Origin of the sequence: Nocardia africana NBRC 100379 (assembly GCF_001612635.1) — a bacterium.
Taxonomy (GTDB): domain Bacteria; phylum Actinomycetota; class Actinomycetes; order Mycobacteriales; family Mycobacteriaceae; genus Nocardia; species Nocardia africana.
On the sequence record NZ_BDAV01000004.1, the window covers coordinates 1 to 18170 of the forward strand.

Annotated in this window: 14 protein-coding genes and 1 pseudogene; 4 read left to right on the plus strand and 11 right to left on the minus strand. The window is 66.5% G+C overall.

Features of this window, described 5'->3' with window-relative positions; all coding sequences use genetic code 11:
• Window positions 1–3: 3 nt before the first annotated feature.
• On the minus strand, window positions 4–684 hold the full coding sequence (locus NA3_RS36640; protein WP_157126525.1) for a hypothetical protein: 681 nt from the start codon (window positions 682–684) through the stop codon (window positions 4–6).
• Between NA3_RS36640 and NA3_RS39195 the strand changes: the two genes are divergently transcribed.
• Complete coding sequence (locus NA3_RS39195; RefSeq protein WP_062962213.1) at window positions 614–925, plus strand: LysR substrate-binding domain-containing protein; 312 nt, start codon at window positions 614–616, stop codon at window positions 923–925. The two genes, NA3_RS36640 and NA3_RS39195, sit on opposite strands and share 71 nt — an antisense overlap.
• 116 nt (window positions 926–1041) lie before the next feature.
• On the opposite strand, the gene NA3_RS03950 is transcribed toward NA3_RS39195, so the two are convergent.
• The 3 genes from NA3_RS03950 to NA3_RS03960 form a co-directional block, all read right to left on the minus strand.
• The gene (locus tag NA3_RS03950; protein ID WP_062962383.1) at window positions 1042–1413 is read right to left on the minus strand and encodes a low affinity iron permease family protein; all 372 of its coding nucleotides are present in this window, start codon (window positions 1411–1413) and stop codon (window positions 1042–1044) included.
• Window positions 1414–1769: 356 nt separating this feature from the next.
• A complete protein-coding gene (locus tag NA3_RS03955; RefSeq protein WP_062962214.1) occupies window positions 1770–2723 on the minus strand; it encodes a sensor histidine kinase in 954 nt (317 codons plus the stop codon).
• On the minus strand, window positions 2720–3568 hold the full coding sequence (locus NA3_RS03960; RefSeq protein ID WP_062962384.1) for an MEDS domain-containing protein: 849 nt from the start codon (window positions 3566–3568) through the stop codon (window positions 2720–2722). The genes NA3_RS03955 and NA3_RS03960 overlap by 4 nt, the downstream gene beginning before the upstream one ends.
• 317 nt (window positions 3569–3885) lie before the next feature.
• Here NA3_RS03960 and NA3_RS39200 point away from each other — a divergent pair.
• From NA3_RS39200 to NA3_RS03970, 3 genes and pseudogenes are all read left to right on the plus strand, one after another.
• Window positions 3886–4134, plus strand: a pseudogene (locus NA3_RS39200) (ATP-binding protein); the annotation flags it as partial.
• Between the two features lie 188 nt (window positions 4135–4322).
• On the plus strand, window positions 4323–8576 hold the full coding sequence (locus NA3_RS03965) for a HAMP domain-containing protein (protein WP_062962215.1): 4254 nt from the start codon (window positions 4323–4325) through the stop codon (window positions 8574–8576).
• On the plus strand, window positions 8576–10969 hold the full coding sequence (locus tag NA3_RS03970; protein ID WP_062962216.1) for a SpoIIE family protein phosphatase: 2394 nt from the start codon (window positions 8576–8578) through the stop codon (window positions 10967–10969). The genes NA3_RS03965 and NA3_RS03970 overlap by 1 nt, the downstream gene beginning before the upstream one ends.
• 202 nt (window positions 10970–11171) lie before the next feature.
• Here the strand turns inward: NA3_RS03970 and NA3_RS03975 are convergent, their stop codons facing one another.
• The 7 genes from NA3_RS03975 to NA3_RS04005 all read right to left on the minus strand — a co-directional run bounded on the left by NA3_RS03975 (window position 11172) and on the right by NA3_RS04005 (window position 18161).
• The gene (locus tag NA3_RS03975) at window positions 11172–11537 is read right to left on the minus strand and encodes a hypothetical protein (protein ID WP_227995054.1); all 366 of its coding nucleotides are present in this window, start codon (window positions 11535–11537) and stop codon (window positions 11172–11174) included.
• Window positions 11538–11723: 186 nt separating this feature from the next.
• A complete protein-coding gene (locus NA3_RS03980; RefSeq protein ID WP_062962217.1) occupies window positions 11724–13604 on the minus strand; it encodes an FAD-dependent monooxygenase in 1881 nt (626 codons plus the stop codon).
• Window positions 13605–13611: 7 nt separating this feature from the next.
• A complete protein-coding gene (locus NA3_RS03985; RefSeq protein ID WP_062962218.1) occupies window positions 13612–14334 on the minus strand; it encodes a class II aldolase/adducin family protein in 723 nt (240 codons plus the stop codon).
• Between the two features lie 40 nt (window positions 14335–14374).
• The gene (locus tag NA3_RS03990; RefSeq protein ID WP_062962219.1) at window positions 14375–14671 is read right to left on the minus strand and encodes a Dabb family protein; all 297 of its coding nucleotides are present in this window, start codon (window positions 14669–14671) and stop codon (window positions 14375–14377) included.
• A 2-nt stretch (window positions 14672–14673) separates the two neighbouring features.
• Entirely contained in the window at window positions 14674–16197 is a 1524-nt protein-coding gene (locus NA3_RS03995) for an aldehyde dehydrogenase family protein (RefSeq protein ID WP_084491096.1), read from the minus strand.
• 42 nt (window positions 16198–16239) lie between these two features.
• Window positions 16240–17265 (minus strand): dihydrodipicolinate synthase family protein, encoded by a 1026-nt coding sequence (locus NA3_RS04000; RefSeq protein ID WP_062962220.1) that lies wholly within the window; start codon window positions 17263–17265, stop codon window positions 16240–16242.
• A gap of 14 nt (window positions 17266–17279) precedes the next feature.
• Window positions 17280–18161 (minus strand): VOC family protein, encoded by an 882-nt coding sequence (locus NA3_RS04005; RefSeq protein WP_062962221.1) that lies wholly within the window; start codon window positions 18159–18161, stop codon window positions 17280–17282.
• Window positions 18162–18170 lie beyond the last annotated feature (9 nt).

Sequence of the window (18170 nt, forward strand, 5' to 3'; positions counted from 1 at the left end):
CCCTCAGAAGGTGGCCATGCCCACAAAGTGCTCCTCGGGAGTGGCGGTTCGCGTGGAGCAATCCGGTCGGGTCGGCTCGACCCGCAATAGTGCGAAGCCGCGTGAAATCCGCTGGTGTGTAACACGAGGCGAGACGGTCACGGTTCTCGGTGTCGGCGAACATGAAATTGGCCATGCGGCCGAGGGGTTCGACCGCGAGCGCGTCGAGCCACGATCGTGCTCGGCCGCAAGGGTATTGGGGTCGAAGCCCGGTGCCGGGGTACTGATGGCGCGAATCAGATAGTCGGCGTCTCGATGACCGACCGCGTTGACCGGAGCGGCAGGCGAACGTAAGGCGCCCGCCAGATGATGGACGAAGACGAAGGCCGGAGTTCGGCGCTGTGGGGACGCCAGATGCGCGAGCTCGGTCTCGAGCGCATCCGGATTCGCCCCGCGTGCGGCCACCGAATCCCCTTGGTAGGGATGCGGGTGTGTCGGCTCGGCAAAAACCCCGGTCAATCGCACGCCGGGGACGGTCGACACCGCTGCCGACACCAATGGCTGTGCCCGCAGCGGCCGCAGCAGCGCCTCACAGTCATCCGGATCACCCAGAAAGCTGAGGTAAATCGTTGCTGTGCGCCATATCGAACTCGCCTGCACCGCAGCACATCTCGCACGCAAGATTTCCTGCGAAACGCAGAGCATCCAATACCTCCTCGAAGGCATCCAGCACGGGCTGGGCGTGGGAGTCCTTCCCCGCGCGGCCATTACCGCCACCGGCTACGGCTTGGTCGCCGTTCCTCTGACCCCCGCTCTCACCCGCGCGATCAGCGCCGCGACCGCCCGGCACCACCCTCCGACACCGGTCACATCGGCATTCCTGCACCAACTGCGGGAACGACGGACTCTCCCCGAGGGCACCAACGGCCGGCATCCGTGCGGATAGCCGAGCAACCGCATTCGGCAGGCTGTAACGGGTCCGCAGCGCGATCGACGCTGTCGAGCAAGCTGTTGTGGCCTCAGTGCCGGTTACGCGAAGTGCCGTCGCGGCGGTATCGGCGGTCAGTCGGAGACCGAGACGTGGTGTTCGAGGCCGACGGCGGCGGTGAGTTCGTCACGGTGGCGGCACAGGCGTGGATGCTCGTCGCCGAGCTCACCCATCAGATCGGCCAGTGCGCCGGCGACGGCGTTGAGTTTGTGCTGCACCGCGGCGTTGGCGCGGGATTGCGTGTTCTGCAGCAGCGCCACCAAAAGGAACGTGATGATGGTGGTCACGGTGTTGATCACCAGCTGCCAGGAGTCCAGACTGGGCAACACCACGAAACTGGGCACCCACACCAGCACCAGCAGCACACAGAACGCGAAAAACGTTGCCCTCGAAGCGACCCCGCACGCCGCGGTGGCGAAACGGTCGAACGCCGACAACCCACCCATCACCTGCGAAGGTCGTTTCGCTGCCGGCGCCTGCACCCGGGGTCCGCACCCGTTGTCGATTGTCACGATGGATCCTTCCGCTCGGGCGCGCACCCTCGATATGAAAGAAGCGGCACCCGCCGAGGATCGCCTCGGAGGCTGCCGGAGATCGGGTCGGCGCAAACATCTCACCGGCGTTGTACCCGCTGACATCTCGCCGACACGAAAACCAAAGCCGAACCGACACACCGCCGGCTGCTGACGTCCAGCACGATGCCGACTCACGACGAACTTCCGACGGCTCTCGCCGCTCCGTCCTCCTGATCGACGGCAATCCCGACGACGCGCGGCAAAGCCGCCGACCGGGTATCGGCGATTCAGTGCGAATGGACGTGGAGCAGAACCCGCCAGGTGGTGCCGTCGGGTGTGGCGTGGATGCGGACCAAGTCGGCGAGCTCGTTGACGAGGAACAGACCCCGGCCTCCGAAGCGGTCCCGGTCCGGCGGATGACGCCCGATCAATGGATCGGTCACATGCCCGAAATCACGCACGTCGAAGGTGATGTCGTCGCCCTCGCGCCACAGCCGCCACCGGCACGGCCCCGCGGTATGGACGAGGCTGTTGGTGACCAGCTCCGTGACGATCAATTCGAAGTCGGCGATTCGTTCTTCGGCCAGGCCGAGCCGGCGGGCTTCGGCTGTGGCGGATCGCCGGGCGTCCGTCACCTCTGCGGATCTGTCGACGGGGTGTTCGGTCGCGTCGAGCGGCGCGACCAACTCCTGGTTGTATCGGCTGACTACGCTGTCCGGGTCGTATCGATCGCTGCGGTACCGCCGGTGGGTTTCCCAGACCAGTGGGTGGGTCAGATACGCGTCGGCGAGTGCGTCGGGAGCGAGTCGCGTCGCGTCGTAGGGGCAGACGATCGTCACGTCGCGACGGGCGAAGGCCGCGTTGATCAATGCCTCGTGCTGCGCGCAGGCGGGGTATTCGGTGGCGGTGCGCCCTTGCCATATCGGCTCGCCGATGATGCGCACATGCCGGTCGGGGTGGGCATCGGCGAATCGCCGCAACACTCCCGGGATGATCCGGCCCGGATTCCGGCCGGCCTGCGCCATATCGATCCACGTCACGTGTTCGCCGGCAGATCCGACGGCATCACGCAGCATGTGAAGCCGTGGACCGGGAACAGCGACCGCTATCGGATGCTGCTGTTCCAGGCCCTCGGTGATGAACGGCGTGAGCGTAGCCAGGTAATCCTCGTCGGATCGATAGAAAACGGCGGGGTGGACGAACTCGCCTGCGCGCGGGCCCGTGCGGGTTGTCGACGTCATAGGAGCTGCTCCGCTCGCACGTTGGAAATATCGAGTAGCCGAATCACGCGATCGATACCGGGCCACTGGGTGCGGATGACAAGATCCGCATCGCGCACCGCCGCCCAATCCGCCAGCCGAGTCAGCCCGACATGGTCGATGAACTCCACGCCGGTGGCGTCGAGGATCAGCTCGCCGTCCTCGGGCTTCACCTCGAATCGCTCCAATGTCGGCGCGAGGACCTCACGGGTGGCCAGGTCGAGGTCACCGGCAAGAGCGACGGTGTGACTGTCCGAGAGCGGAGCGTACAGCCGGAACCCCGCCGCGCGAGCATCGGTACACGGGTGCAGGCAGGCCAGCTGGGCCAGCGCCCCGGCCTCGACCGCCGACCGATCGTAACCACACAGCGCCGAGAACGGGTGGCCGGCCATATAGCGGTCGATCAGATGTTCGTAGCGTGCGAAGGCCGCCAGCCGCGTCGCATCGCTCACCAGCGACGTGCAATCGACCGCCACTCGCAGTCCTCGAAACCCGTCCGCCACGGCTCGCGCGGTCGCCTCGGCATAGGCCTGGACCTGGCCGGACGGGTCCAGGACCGCGTCGGGGCCGTAAAGGTCGGTAAGCGACACAACCTCGGCACGTCCGTCCCGCAACGCCTCGCTCCAGCCCGCAAGCTCACGCAAGTCCTCGGCGATGTCCCCGACCGTGCCCGGCCTGATATAGCGGACGCGACAACCCGCGTCCAACCCATCGGCGAGGAACTCGGCGGCACGAGTCTTGAACTCCGCCATGCCCGTATAAGCCCAGCACACATGGTCGTGGGTTCCCAGGCCGCGCGCATGCTGCAACCGAGCAGACCGTCTCATCACGCCCAGCATACTGTGTGCGGCACTCAGCCCCTCACATCGGGAACCGGCGCCGGCCCACGCCGGGGCGCCGCTCCTCCTCGGTCGAGGACCGCCACACCGACTTTCCCGTTTGGCGACCCGAATCACGGCAATTCGGTGCACTACCGAGTAACGGCGGCCGTGACGAATGGAGTGATGCATCCGATGACGCATCGAGGCCGCATCGAGGAACTCGATTGTCCGTGTGACGCGTTCGTTTCGCGTTCGCGCTCTGCCGATTTCGAGATCGGCTTCCCGGCCCGCGCCGACCGACTGCATGCGATGCGTGCGCGAACTCTATCGAACACGGACACCGAGGAGACGGTGGACTCGTTCGGGTCCTGGGTGAGCGGTGGCAGGGGTGCCTGCACATCGTCGTGGCCGACACGGGAAGTTGGAAGTTCGATCCGGATTCCGAGACGTCCAGTCGAGGCCGCGGCATGCAGATCATTCGTCGGGTCGCTACCCAGCTGACGATAGAGGTGCACCGGGACGGGACGATCCTGCACCTCGCCGTCCCCATTGCGACGAGCGAGCCATCATGACCGCCGGCAGCGAAGGCGTCGCTGTGGCCGGGTCTTCTCGTCGGGCGCGGTACTACCGCGCCAGGTGATAGGTTGATCGTCCGAGGATTCACTGGTGCGTTCGTGTTCAGAAGCCAGCACAGCCACCGCCGGTCAGCGGCCGACGTTCGGATTGATGTCCGAGTCGGGTTGACACAGCGAGGATTGGCATGACCGACACGGCGGAGTCCGCCCGGCCCGCACCTGCCCCCAGTGTTCCCGTTCCCGATCAGGTCGAGCTACGACAGCTGCTGGCCGGGTTGACGGCGGTACGCGACGGCGACTTCGGCACGCGGTTGCCGACCGACGCCGACGGGTTGCTCGGCGAAATCGCGACGGTGTTCAACGGCATGGTGGATCAGTTGTCGCTGTTCACTTCCGAGGTCACGCGGGTGGCGCGCGAAGTGGGCACCGACGGCCGCCTGGGCGGTCAAGCCGAGGTGCCCGAGGTCTCCGGCACCTGGAAGGACCTCACCGACTCGGTCAACGCGATGGCGGGCAACCTGACCAGCCAGGTGCGCGATATCGCGCAGGTCGCCACGGCCGTGGCGCGTGGTGACCTGGGCCAGAAGATCACCGTGAGTGCGCGCGGTGAGATCCTGGAGTTGAAGAACACCATCAACACCATGGTCGACCAGCTGTCGTCCTTCGCCGACGAAGTCACCCGCGTCTCCCGCGAAGTCGGCACCGAAGGCCGGCTCGGCGGCCAAGCCGACGTCAAAGGCGTCTCCGGCACATGGCGCGATCTGACCGACTCGGTGAACTTCATGGCCGGCAATCTGACCGCGCAGGTGCGTTCGATCGCCCATGTCGCCACAGCCGTCGCGCAGGGCGATCTGTCCCAGAAGATCCGTGTCGACGCGCGCGGTGAAATTCTGGAGTTGAAGAACACCATCAACACCATGGTCGACCAGCTGTCGTCCTTCGCCGACGAAGTCACCCGCGTCTCCCGCGAAGTGGGCACCGAAGGCCGGCTCGGCGGCCAAGCCGACGTCAAAGGCGTCTCCGGCACGTGGAAGGACCTCACCGAATCGGTCAACGTGATGGCCGACAACCTGACCGCACAGGTCCGCTCCATCGCCCAGGTCACCACCTCTGTCGCTCGCGGTGATCTCACCCAGAAGATCCGGGTGGACGCGCGCGGTGAGATCCTCGAGCTGAAGGAGACCATCAATACGATGGTCGACCAACTCTCGGCGTTCGCCGACGAGGTCACCCGCGTGTCCCGCGAGGTCGGCACGGAGGGAAACCTGGGCGGACAGGCGACCGTGCGGGGCGTGTCGGGCACATGGAAAGACCTGACCGACAACGTCAACGTCATGGCTTCCAACTTGACCGGGCAGGTCCGATCGATCGCCCAGGTCGCCACCGCCGTCGCCCGCGGAGACCTGAGCCAGAAGATCACCGTGGAAGCCAAGGGTGAGGTCGCCGCGCTCGCCGGGGTGATCAACACGATGGTCGACACGCTGTCCGCGTTCGCCGACGAGGTGACTCGCGTCGCTCGCGAGGTGGGCACCGAGGGCATGCTCGGCGGCCAGGCCCACGTGCCCAACGTCGCCGGTACCTGGAAAGACCTCACCGACAACGTCAACTCGATGGCGAACAACCTCACCAATCAGGTTCGCAATATCGCCCAGGTCACGACCGCGGTCGCCCAAGGCGATCTGACCCGCAAAATCGATGTCGACGCCCGCGGCGAGATCCTCGAACTCAAGACCACGATCAACACCATGGTCGACCAACTTTCCGCCTTCGCCGCCGAGGTCACCCGAGTGGCGCGGGAAGTGGGATCGGAGGGCCGCCTGGGCGGGCAAGCCGAGGTGGAAGGAGTCTCCGGCACCTGGAAACGTCTCACCGAGAACGTCAACGAGCTGGCCGGCAACCTGACCCGGCAGGTCCGAGCCATCGCAGCCGTCACCAGCGCCGTCGCCGAAGGCGATTTGACCCGTTCGATCTCCGTCGAGGCATCCGGGGAAGTTGCGGAGCTCAAGGACAACATCAACTCGATGGTGGAATCGCTGCGCGAGACCACGAAGGCCAACCGAGAACAGGATTGGCTGAAAACGAATCTGGCGCGCATCTCGAGCCTCATGCAGGGCCAGCGCGACCTGCACGTCGTGGCCGAGCTGATCATGAACGAACTGGCGCCGCTGGTCTCCGCCCAGTTCGGCGCCTTCTACCTCGCCGACGACACGAACGAACAACCCGAATTGCGGCAGATCAGCTCCTACGGAAACCCCGGTGTGCCAGGGGAACCCGCGCGGTTCGCCTTCGGACAGTCGCTGGTGGGACAAGCCGCGCGCAGCCGCCGCACGATCGCCGTCAACGACGTGCCCGGCGACTACCTCACCATTTCGTCCGGTCTGGGGCAGACCGCACCGGTCGATCTGCTGGTGTTGCCGATCGTTGTCGAAGACCAGGTCCTCGGCGTGATCGAGCTGGCCTCGCTGCACCCGTTCACCCCGATTCACCGGGACTTCCTCGACCAGCTGATGGAGACTGTCGGCGTCAATGTCAATTCCATCATCGCCAACGCCCGCACCAATGAGCTCTTGGTGGAGTCGCAGCGGCTGACCACCGAGCTGCAGACCCGGTCGGCAGAATTGCAGGTCCAGCAGGACGAGTTGCAGCGGTCCAACGCCGAACTCGAAGACAAGGCCGCGTTGCTGGCCGCACAGAACCGCGATATCGAGGCGAAGAACCTCGAGATCGAGCAAGCGCGCCAGGAGCTGGAAACCCGCGCCCAACAGCTCACGATCGCCTCGAAGTACAAATCGGAGTTCCTGGCCAATATGAGCCACGAACTGCGAACCCCACTGAACAGTTTGCTGATCCTCGCGCAGCTGCTGGCCCAGAACCCGAGTCGAAACCTCACGCCCAAGCAGGTCGAGTACGCGGGAATCATCCACTCCGCGGGCTCGGATCTGCTCCAGCTGATCAACGACATCCTGGACCTGTCCAAGGTGGAAGCGGGCAAGATGGACCTTGCGCCCGAGCGGGTGCCGGTGCGCAAATTGCTGGAATACGTCGAGGCGACCTTCCGGCCGATGACCACTCAGAAAAGTCTCGCCTTCCGCGTGACCACCGCCCCGGGCCTGCCCGTCGAACTGTTCACCGACGACTCGCGTCTTCGGCAGGTGTTGCGCAATCTGCTGTCCAATGCGGTCAAGTTCACCGAGGCGGGATCCGTGCAACTGCGGATAGAGCCGGCCGAGACGAGCGAGCTACCCGGCGCCGTGCGCCGCCACGGCGAGGCCATCGCATTCCGTGTGATCGACACCGGAATCGGGATCGCCGACCATCAACTCGAGTCGATCTTCGGCGCATTCCACCAAGCCGACGGCACCACCAGCCGCAAGTACGGCGGCACCGGCCTGGGCCTGTCGATCAGCCGCGAGATCGCCTACCTGCTCGGCGGCGCGATCACCGCCGACAGCACGCTCGGCCACGGCAGTACGTTCACCCTGTACCTGCCGGTCGCCCGCCCGGACTTCCTGGAGGCTCCGGACCAGGGCGGCGAAGACACTCAGCAGACCGAGAACCGGCCGGAATCGACATCCGCACCCGCCACACCGCAGCAACAGCGACGCCTGCTCGTGGTGGAAGAACGGCCCCAGGGCCTGCTGGCGCTGGTCGCGCAGAACGCGGTCGCCGATCTCGCGGACAGCAACGACCCGCGCGGCCCCGTCCAGATCGTCACCGCGGCGGGGGTCGAAGAGGCAGCAGCGGCGATGGCCGCCGAGGTCTTCCACTGCGTGGTACTCGAACTGGATATGCCGGACAACGCCGCCCTGCGGTTACTGGAAACGATGAACGAGGACTCCGGATCGAGCAGTGTCCCCGTACTCGCCCACCTGCGCCGGATCGACGCTCGCACCGAACAGCTGCTGCACAGCAGTGCCACGCGGCCGTCGCTCGAGCTGCTGTCCAGCCTCGACGAACTGCGCGAACGAATCGCCCTGCACGTCGCCGCCGAGGCGCCAGGCGACGTGCTCCCGCTGGTCCGACGCGACGAAACAGCCAGCGCTCCACAGCAATTCGACGGCAAGTTGGCCGGGCGGACCGTGCTGATCGTCGACGACGATGCCCGCAATCTGTTCGCCCTCAGCAGCATCCTCGAATTGCACGGCATCCACGTCCTGCACGCCGAGGACGGACGCGAAGGGATCGATACGCTCATCGCCCACTCCGAGACCGATCTGATCCTGATGGATGTGATGATGCCCGGAATGGACGGCTATACGGCCATGACGAAAATCCGTGAGATGCCGCAGTACCAACACCTGCCGATCATCGCCGTCACCGCCAAGGCCATGCTCGGTGACCGGGAGAAAAGCCTCGCGTCCGGAGCCAACGACTACGTCACCAAACCCGTGGACTCGGAGCTGTTGCTCACCTGCATCCAGCGCCTCCTGGATGCCTGATGACCGACATCGACAACCCGGGCGTCCCCGCCGGGAGAGCACCGGATCGCCCGGCACCGGAACCCGCAGTCCATCGTCTCGCCGCCACCGTGGAGCGGCTGCGAAAACAGATCCAGCAGGCCCAGGCCGCCGCCGACGGACGCGCATTGATCGAGATGGCCAAGGGCATCCTGATCGAGCGACTGAGCTGCGGACCCGCGCACGCAGCACACCAACTCGACGCACTCGCCGAGCAAGCAGGCATCACGCCCGTCGAGCTGGCCGCCGACCTCGTCGACCAGGCGGCTCACGACCGGGTCAGCGCGACCGTGGCGCAGTTCTTACTGCGCACGTCCACCCTCGGTGAGCCTTCGCCGGCAGTGCGGCTGCGTACCGCCGAGAGCGCGGTCCTCGCGGCCGGCGACACCCAGCGCGTCGCGGAGTCCGTCTTGGAGCACGCCCTGACGCCCCTGGGTGCCACAGCCGTGGCGATCTGGTCCGCCGACACCGATGGCTCACTGTCACTCGTCGGGTTCGCGGGAGTCGACCCCCAGGAGGCAGAGCGGTGGCGCTACGTTCCGCCCGGCGTGGCGACCCCGGCCCGGCAAGCACTGCTCGAACGCCGCACGGTGTGGGTGGAAGATCTTCAGCGGTCCGGACTTCCGTCGATCGGCGATCGCAACGGTGGCCGGGCAGCGATCCCGGCCGGGGCGGGAGGAAAACTACTCGGCGTCCTGGAAGTGTCCTGGCCACAACCGCTCGAGCCGCAACCACCCCAGGTGCAGCGACAGCTGGAGGCCTTGGCAGAACTGTGCGCTCATCCTCTGGAATCGGACCTGGCCGACCTGGTACGACGGCCGGACCAGCCGGAGACCACCGACCTGATCCGGTTGGCGGACGGCTTGTTCGACCCCGCCCTGGTGCTGTTACCCCACCTCGATGACAACGGCTCACTGGCCGACTTTCGGATCACCAACGTCAACAGCCGCTTCATCGACCCCGCCGGCCGCCCCCGTGGCCTCGTCATCGGCGCCCTGTTGCACGAGGCGTACCCGATGTCGTCGGTAGAGGGCCGGTTGTTCGAGCGCACGGAACACGTCTTCGCCACCGGCGAGACCTACCGTGCCGATCATGTCACGCTCACCGAAATGGTGGACCAGATCCCGCTGACCGTATCCGCCGCGCTCAGTATCAGCCGCCACGGCGACGCCCTCCTCATGATCTGGCGGGTAGAGGACGAAACAGCGCGACTGGCCGCCCTACTCCAGCACGCCCAGCGGTTGGGCCGCGTCGGCGGGTTCGAAGAAAACCAAACATCCGGCGAAATCACCTGGAGCAGCCAGCTTTTCGCACTCTACGGACTGGGATCCACCGCCGCACCCATCCCGCTCGCACGGCTTCCACACCACACGCACCACGACGACACCGACGCTGTCGAAACCTTCCTTCGCACCCTTCTGCACTACCACCGCCCCGGCTCCACCACGTTTCGCCTGGTCCGCCCCGACGGCGGAGTCCGCCACGTTCGAATCGTCGCCGAACCGGTACTCGACGCGGCGGGACAGCTCCTCGCGATTCGCGGTGCCTACCAAGACATCTCGCCACAGCACTGGACCGAGGTCGCGCTCGCGGCCACGCACGACCGCCTCGCCGACACCGAACAGCACGCCGCCGAGCAGAGCCAGCTCGCGCGGCAACTCCAGCAAGCGATCATGCCCGCCGAACAGCCCGCGATCGAAGCCTTCGGACTCAGCGTCGCCGTGCGATACCAACCCGCCGAGCAAGACCATATCGTCGGCGGCGACTGGTACGACGCACTCGTTCTGCCCACCAAGGAAATCCTGGTATCCGTCGGCGACATCGCCGGCCACGGCATCAAAGCCGCGACCGGCATGGTCGTGCTCCGCAACGCGCTACGCGGGCTCGCCGCCACCGGCGCGGGCCCGGGCCAAATGCTCACCTGGCTCAACGTCGTCGCCCACCACCTGACCGAGAACATCCTCGCCACCGCGGTCTGCGGCCTCTACGATCCCCACACCCGCGTCCTGCGCTGGGCCCGAGCCGGCCACCCTCCCCCGATTCTCATCCGCGCGTCCCGCGCCACGAGCCTGCCCGAAATCAAAGGCATGATCCTCGGCGCCGTCGCGGAAACGACCTACGACGAAGCCGAACTCCAACTCCAACCCGACGACACCCTCCTGCTCTACACCGACGGACTCATCGAACGCCGCGACCGACTCCTCGACGACTGCGTGCAGCACCTACTCACCACATCGGCGGCATTCGCCGGCAGCTTGGCGGATCGCCTCGACGACCTCCTCGACAACAGCGACGCCGACACCGACGACGACACCTGCGTGGTGGGCATCCAGGTAGGACCGGGCCAAGCCGCGCCCGGAACATCAACGGCCTGAAGCCCGTCGGACTCCTCGCACCTCCAGACAGCGTGCCGAACTACACGCGGTCGACGGATAAAGCTGGCGCGTCAGAGCCCGCGCCTGCCCGGACGATGCCGAATGGGTTCGCTCACATCGACGCCCGACGACCCGCCCACAGCGGCACGGCGACGGTAAGTCCGTGGTTCACCCCAACATTCGCGCAGCCGGCGAGATGCAGTCACTCCCGATAGATCTTCACGTAAGCGTTCGTCGCCGTCCCCACGCTCATCGGGCCCAGGCACGAGGCCGTGCCCTGACCGGACGGGCCGAACGAACCATTCCACGACCCCTCGTAGGGGCCCACGGCCATGAGCGGAAACGCGCCCGGGATACCGTGCAGACCGAAACACTCGACGATCAGCGCGTACTCCCGGCCAACGGGTCCGTCGTCGTGGCACGTCGCCGTAGCACCGAACAGATCCCGCGATACCGCACAGTCCTGCGGCGCAGCGCCGGCCACACCGGAGCCGAGCACTGTCGCGAAACCCGACACCACGGCCGCGGCAACAACGGCCCGTGCCCCGACAACTGTCGTCCTGTTCATTCGCTTCCCGTCTCCCGATGGCCTCACTGTCGCTAGATAATCGATCGCCTCCACCGCGGCGTTAACGGCGACAACGCGATACGCCACAATCTGGGGCCGGGTACACACTCGACCGAGCCGGGCGCGACATGCAGATCTGATTGCCAGAACTCGCTCGCGAAAATCACGTTCCGACTTCGTCGGGTCTCAAAGGCGCAGCCCCGCAAAGAAGGCGGCCAGTTCATCGGTCGCGGCTAGAGGTAGCACATGCGCAACGTATTGGTCGGGTCGCACGACGACGACGACACCACCGCGGTCGACCGCGCGGGCCTCGAAGATGTCGTCGCCAGGGATCGCGGCGTAGACATGCTCGTAGTCGACCAGGCCGAACGGCCCGACTCTCGGCTTGAAAATGTCCGGCACGCGACCGAGTTCGATGGCATGGTGGTCCTGCTGATAGACGACCTTCAGGTCGAACCAGTCGTTCGGTCGGACGTCATCGGGAAGCTCCGCGAACGGCGAGTGCTCGGACGTGGTAAGCCACCGTGCGGCGTTCTCGAGAGCGGAATCATGGCCGGAGGCAGCCTCATCCGCGAAAAGGTAGATCCTCCAGCGCCCGTCGGCTCTGGCGTGGTGACCGAGGTGGACCGGGTTGGTGTCGGCCACGCGTGAGACCTTGGCCGACGCGAAGCGCTGTCCGATCGGGAACCCCTTCGCGAGATCCTGGTACGTCTTCTGGCCGACGATCATCGATGGTGGGTACTCGGTCCGGAATCCGGTGCGGAACTCCTCCGTGCTCCGGAAGAACGCCGGCACCTCCGCGACGTCGGCGAGCTCGTCGGTGCGTGTGGCGATCATTGCCGCCCACACCTTGTCGAAGTCGATCAGGTTCTTCGCGATGGTCTTGCGCTCGGCGTCGTAGGTGGAGAGCAGCGACTCGGGGGCACGCCCGTCCAGGACGTGGCCGAGCTTCCAACCCAGGTTGAAGCCGTCCTGGAGCGAGACGTTCATGCCTTGGCCGCCCTTGGCGCTGTGCGTATGGCAGGCGTCGCCGAGGATGAACACCCGTGGCGGGCGCCGGTCGCCGTTGTGGTCGCGCGGTGTGTCGTCGAACTGCTCGGCGAGCCGGTGGCCGACTTCGTAGACGCTGAACCAGACGACTTGCTTCACGTCGATCGAGTACGGATGCAGGATCTTGTCGGCCTTCGCGATGACGGTCTCGACGGGCGTGGCCCGGACACCGCTCGCGTCGTCGGGAACTTCGCCCAGGTCGACGTACAGGCGAAACAGGTATCCCCCCTCTCGGGGGATCACCATCATGTTGCCGTCGGTGCTCGACTGGATGGTCGACAGTAGTCGGATGTCGGGGAAGTCGGTCTCGGCCAGGACATCGAGCACCCCCCAGGCATGGTTGGCGCTGTGGCCCTCGAATCGGCAACCGATCGACCGGCGTACGCGGCTGTGGGCGCCATCGGCCCCGACGAGGTACTTCGTACCGACCTCGAACGTCTCTCCTGCACGCTCTCCGGCGGAATGGGCAAGGGTGACAAGCACCGGATGCTTTGAGCCCGAAACGATTTCGTGGCTCATGTACTCCAGCCCGAAATCTGGCTTCATGCGACTGGGCGAGTTGGCCATGAACTCGGCGAAATAGTCCAGCACGCGTGCCTGGTTGACGAGGATGTGCGGAAATTCGCTGAGCCCCTTCGGGTCATCGAGTGACCGGCCGGCTCGGGCGATCTTCGTGGGATCGGCGGGGTTCGGCTGCCAGAAGGCGAATTCCGTCACATGGTGCGCCTCGGCCGCCAGGCGTTCGGCGAATCCGAACGCCTGAAAGGTCTCCACACTCCGGGCTTGGAGGCCGTCCGCGTGGCCGACTTCGAGACGGCCGGCGCGGCGCTCGATGACCCGCGTCGTGATGTCGGGGAATTGGGAGAGTTGAGCCGCGGTGATCATGCCGGCGGGTCCGGTGCCGACGATGAGCACGTCGACGGTGTCGGGTAGGCCGCTCGGCCGGGTCAGCCCGACGCCAGCGGCAGGCTGTACCCGGGGGTCGCCGGAGATGTATCCGTGGTGATGGAACTGCATGGCGAGGTCACACCTGCCCGGTAGACGGCGTGATGGATTGCGCGCGCCAGACGTTCCACGCTCGGGTTGCCTGACCGCCGACGGTCTCGTTCGAGGCCGCTGCCTCACCGGCGGTCAAGTAGCGCGGTTCTCCCAGCGTGAGGGCCGAAGCCTGAGCGTGTGCGTTGACCTCGGTGTATACCGCCCGGTAGACCGCCTCGGGCACCGAAGCGCCGACCGTGACGGAGCCGTGGCCGCGCATCAGTGCCACCGAGGAGTCGCCGAGGGTCTCGGCGAGCGCGGCACCCAGCTCCGAGGAGGTGATGAGGAGGTCGGTGGCGTCACCGGCGACATCGGCGATCTCGAAGACGGGTGTCTGCTGCGGGTCCAGGAAGCCGGCCATGTGGATGACCGGCCGCAATGGCACCGCGACGGTGCTGAATGGAACGACGGCGGGCGAGTGGCTGTGTACCACCGCCATCACATCAGGTCGACGGCGATAGATCTCGGCGTGGATGAACCGCTCCAGATAGGGGCTCCGAGGGTCGTCTGTGTCACCGTTCAGATCGTGCTCGAGCAGGTCGGACTCCGTCACCGATCCGGGCGCGAGGTTGCGCGAGAGCCAGAACGTGTCGGCGCCCGGTGTGGTCCTCATGCTGACGTGGCCGAACGAGTCGAGCACGCCCTGACGGACGAGGATGTGGTTGGCGGCGACCAGATCGCCCACCGGCGTGCCTTCGAGGGTGGTCATGCTGTCAATTCCTTCGCGTGAGTCTGGCTGAGCGCGGCGGTCACGAGCTGAGGAAGACGACGCCGGCACGCTGAGCCATGATCGGCTGGACCTGATCGCGCACCCACTGCTGGTGGGCCGGGTGGTCCCGGAACTCCAGGTAGCCGGCCTCGTCGTCGAACTCGATGAGTGAGGCGAACTCGAAGTTGTCGGGCCGGATTCGCAGATCTGTGCCCATCTTCATCGACCGGATGGTGGCGATCTGGTCTCGCAGGCTGAGCAGGCCGTGAGCCATCCGCTGTATCTGTTCGTCGGTGGTGCCCTCGTGAAAGCGGAGCTCGATTACGTGGTGCAGCATCGTCAATGCCCCCTGCGCGGGATGCTGACGGTCTTGGATCGAGTGAAGCCGATGATCTCCTCGAGGCTCTCCTCCTTGCCGAGGCCCGAAGCCTTGATGCCGCCGAAGGGGAGGCCCGGAAAGTGGCGCGACGAGTGGTTGATCCAGACATATCCGGCCTGGAGATCGTCGGCGAACCTGTGTGCCCGGTCGACGTCCTGCGTCCACACACTGGCGGTCAGTCCATACCGGACACCGTTGGCGATGCGGACCGCCTCGTCATCGTCGTCGAAGGTGAGCACCGACAGGACCGGCCCGAAGATCTCCTCCTGCGCGATCGGCATGTCGGGGGTGACCTTGTCGAACACCGTCGGGGCGATGAAGAGGCCCTCCGGCAGGTGGTCGGGTCGTCCGCCGCCGGTGGCGAGGACAGCACCCTCGGCGCGCCCGGCCTCTATGTAGCCGCTGACCCGATCGAAGTGCTCGCGCGAGACCAACGCGCCCATGTCGGTCGATTCGACGACCGGCACGCCGACCTTGATCTGCTCGACAAGTTCGACCACCCGTGCGACCACCTGGTCGGCGATCGAGCGGTGGACGAGTAGCCGGGAGTTCGACCCGCAGGACTCGCCCTGAGTAGCGGTGAAGTTCATGCCGAAGACCGCGCCCTGGGCCGCGGCCTCGATGTCGGCATCTGCGAGGACGACCATGGCGTTCTTGCCACCCAGTTCGAGACTGACGTGCTTGACTCCGGCCCCGGCGCCGACCCGCTGGATGTCGCGGCCGGTCCGCTCGCTGCCGATGAACGCGATGCGCTCGATCTCCGGGTGGGCGGCGATTGCCACTCCCGGCTCCGGGCCGGCGCCGTTGACGATGTTGACCACGCCCGGGGGCAGGACCTCGGCGATAAGTTCACCGAGTCGGATCGCCGACAGCGGTGCCTGCGGCGGCGGCTTGAGGATGACGGCGTTACCGGCCATCAGTGGTGCGCCGAGCTTGCCGGCTCCGAAGAAGATGGGGTGGTTGAAGGGAATGATGCGGCCCACGACGCCGTACGGTTCGGGGCGCGAGTAGTGCAACCCGGTCCCGGCGCCCGGGTACGTCTCGCCCTTGATCATCAGGGCCCAGTCGGCGAACATCTCGAGCATGTCGGCGGCCCAGAGGGCGTCCTTGCGCATCGAGGCCACCGGGCTGCCGCCATCGAGCGCGTCGAGAAGACCGAGCTCGTCGGCGTTCGCGCGAATGTGCCCAGCGAGTTCGCGCACCGCGGCCGCGCGCCCTTGGGGCGAGTACCGGCGCCAGCTTTCGAAGCCGCGCTGCCCCGATCGGACGGCGGCCTCGACATCGGCCGCACCTCCGTCGGCGACCTCCGCCAATGGCCGCTCGGTCGCCGGATCGATCGTTGCAAAGCTGGCGCCGCTCGCGGCCGGGCGAAGCTCGTTGTCGATGAGCAGACCCCAGTCACGCGACCGGATCGCGGCCAGCGTCTTCTGGTGGGGTGCGTACTCCGACTCGTAGGGCGACGTGCTCGTTATGGAGGATGACATGGGTTCTTTGCCTCGTCAGGTTCGTCGTCGTGATTCGGATCGTCAGGACGCGGTGACCGCGTCCGTCAAGCGGGCACGCAGCGCGCGCCAGCGCTCCCCGCACTCGCGCGATGCGTCAGCGTATGGCGCGGGCAGGTGGTTGTAAGGCGGCCGGATCGGGCCTGGCCGGCAGTAGCCCGCGGCGGCAATCCGGGTCTTCTCGATTTGCAGGTTGTAGGACGCGAAGAGCTCCTGGTCGGCGAACAGGTGGGCCGCAGGCTCGTTGGCCCAAGCGATGTCGGCCACCGCCTTCTCGACGGCTGCTGCATCACCTGTCTGCAGCGCCTCCATCAGCACGATCGACGGCTCCGGTCCCATCGCTGCGGCGGTGGCCCAGCAGCCCGTGGTGGTCGCAGGGGCTCGCTGCGCGAAGTCGTGCACGACCATGTCGCTGGGGAGGAAGTTCACCATTCCCTCGGTTACTTCGAGCATGCGCTCCAGATCGGGTGCCTTCGACACCTTTGCCGAAGTGACCGTGGGGGCTTGGTCGGCGATGCCCTCCCAGAACTCCACCGGGAACGCGTAGCGGAAGGCTCGGGCGTTTGCATAGACCATGACCGCAAGATCCGGGAACGCCTCGCTGATCTGGGCGTAGTAGTCCACCGCCATCGCGGTGGTCAGCGGCTGCCACATAGGCAGGCCGAGCAGAGCACCGCTGGCTCCCGACTCAGCGACCTTTCGCAGTCGACGAGCGGTGCCGTGGCCACCCGAGCCCGTCGCGCCCACGAATGTCGGCACCCGGCCGCCGGCAGCCTCCACGACCGTGTCGACGACGACATCGAAGTCGTCCTCGCTCAGACTCGGGCACTCACCCGTCGTCCCGAGCGCGATGATGCCGGAGACGCCGTCACGCACGAGCTGATCGACCAGTCGCGCTGTCTCCTCGACATCCACCGTGTTCCGGGCATCGATCCGGTCGGCACCCGGCAGCGCGGGTGTCGGGATGATCCCGTACACCCCGCCGATCTCGGATGCGGTGATCACTCGGCCGCCCTTCGCGTCAGTCATCGTCACTGCCTCGTGTTCCATCGAATGTTGTTCTTTCACTTCGTAAAGTTCGGAGGAGGCGGACCGGCGTATCCCCAGGTGTCGCCCTTCCATTCCTCGCCCCAGAAGATGGGCTCCACAGGGCCGTCCACCTCCTCCTCGACCTGCTCGAGCTCGGCGTAGTACTCGACGAACACGCCCGCCGGGTCGGCGTAGTAGGTGAAGATGTTGTTTCCCGGCCCGTGTCGGCCAGGACCCCACACGCAGGGCGTCCCTTCCCGGGTCAGCGCGCCGAGGGCCGTCATGACGTTGTCCATGTCGACGACATCGAATGCGATGTGCTGGATCCCGGTCCGTTCTGAGTCGCAGACGGCAAGGCTGTGATGATCGCGGTTGCACCTCAGGAACGACATGCCGCGTGCGGTCCGGTCGCTGACCCGCAGGCCGAGCCGGCCGTAGAAGCGCTCGAGGACCACGCGCTGCGGCGTGTTCAGCACGACGTGACCGAGCTTGCGGGGCGCGACGATCCGCGCACGGTGGCTCTCCTCTGTGACAGCCGCGCCGTACAGCAACTGGACCAGGTTGCCGTCGGGGTCGCGAACGGCAGCGCTCGCCTCGTGCCCGGGCCCGACCGCGTCCCCCGGCTCACGTTCCACCTGGCCGCCTGCGGCGACGGCCTCCTCGAACGCTGCATCGAGGTCGACACGGGTCCCGACGTCGAAGGACACGTGCACCAGCTCCCCCCGAGTGGCGCCGGCGGGCGCCTGCTCGAGGGAGAGCCCGTGATGGGTCGAGATCACGGTACGGAAATAGCGACGCTGCGCGTCGCCGTCGCCGCGGACGGGCGCCAGCCCCCAGCGGTCGCGGTAGAAGTCCTCGGCCTGATCGAGGTCGGGAACCGCGAGCGCGATGTTGTTGAGCGTCTGCACCTTGATCACAAGGACCTC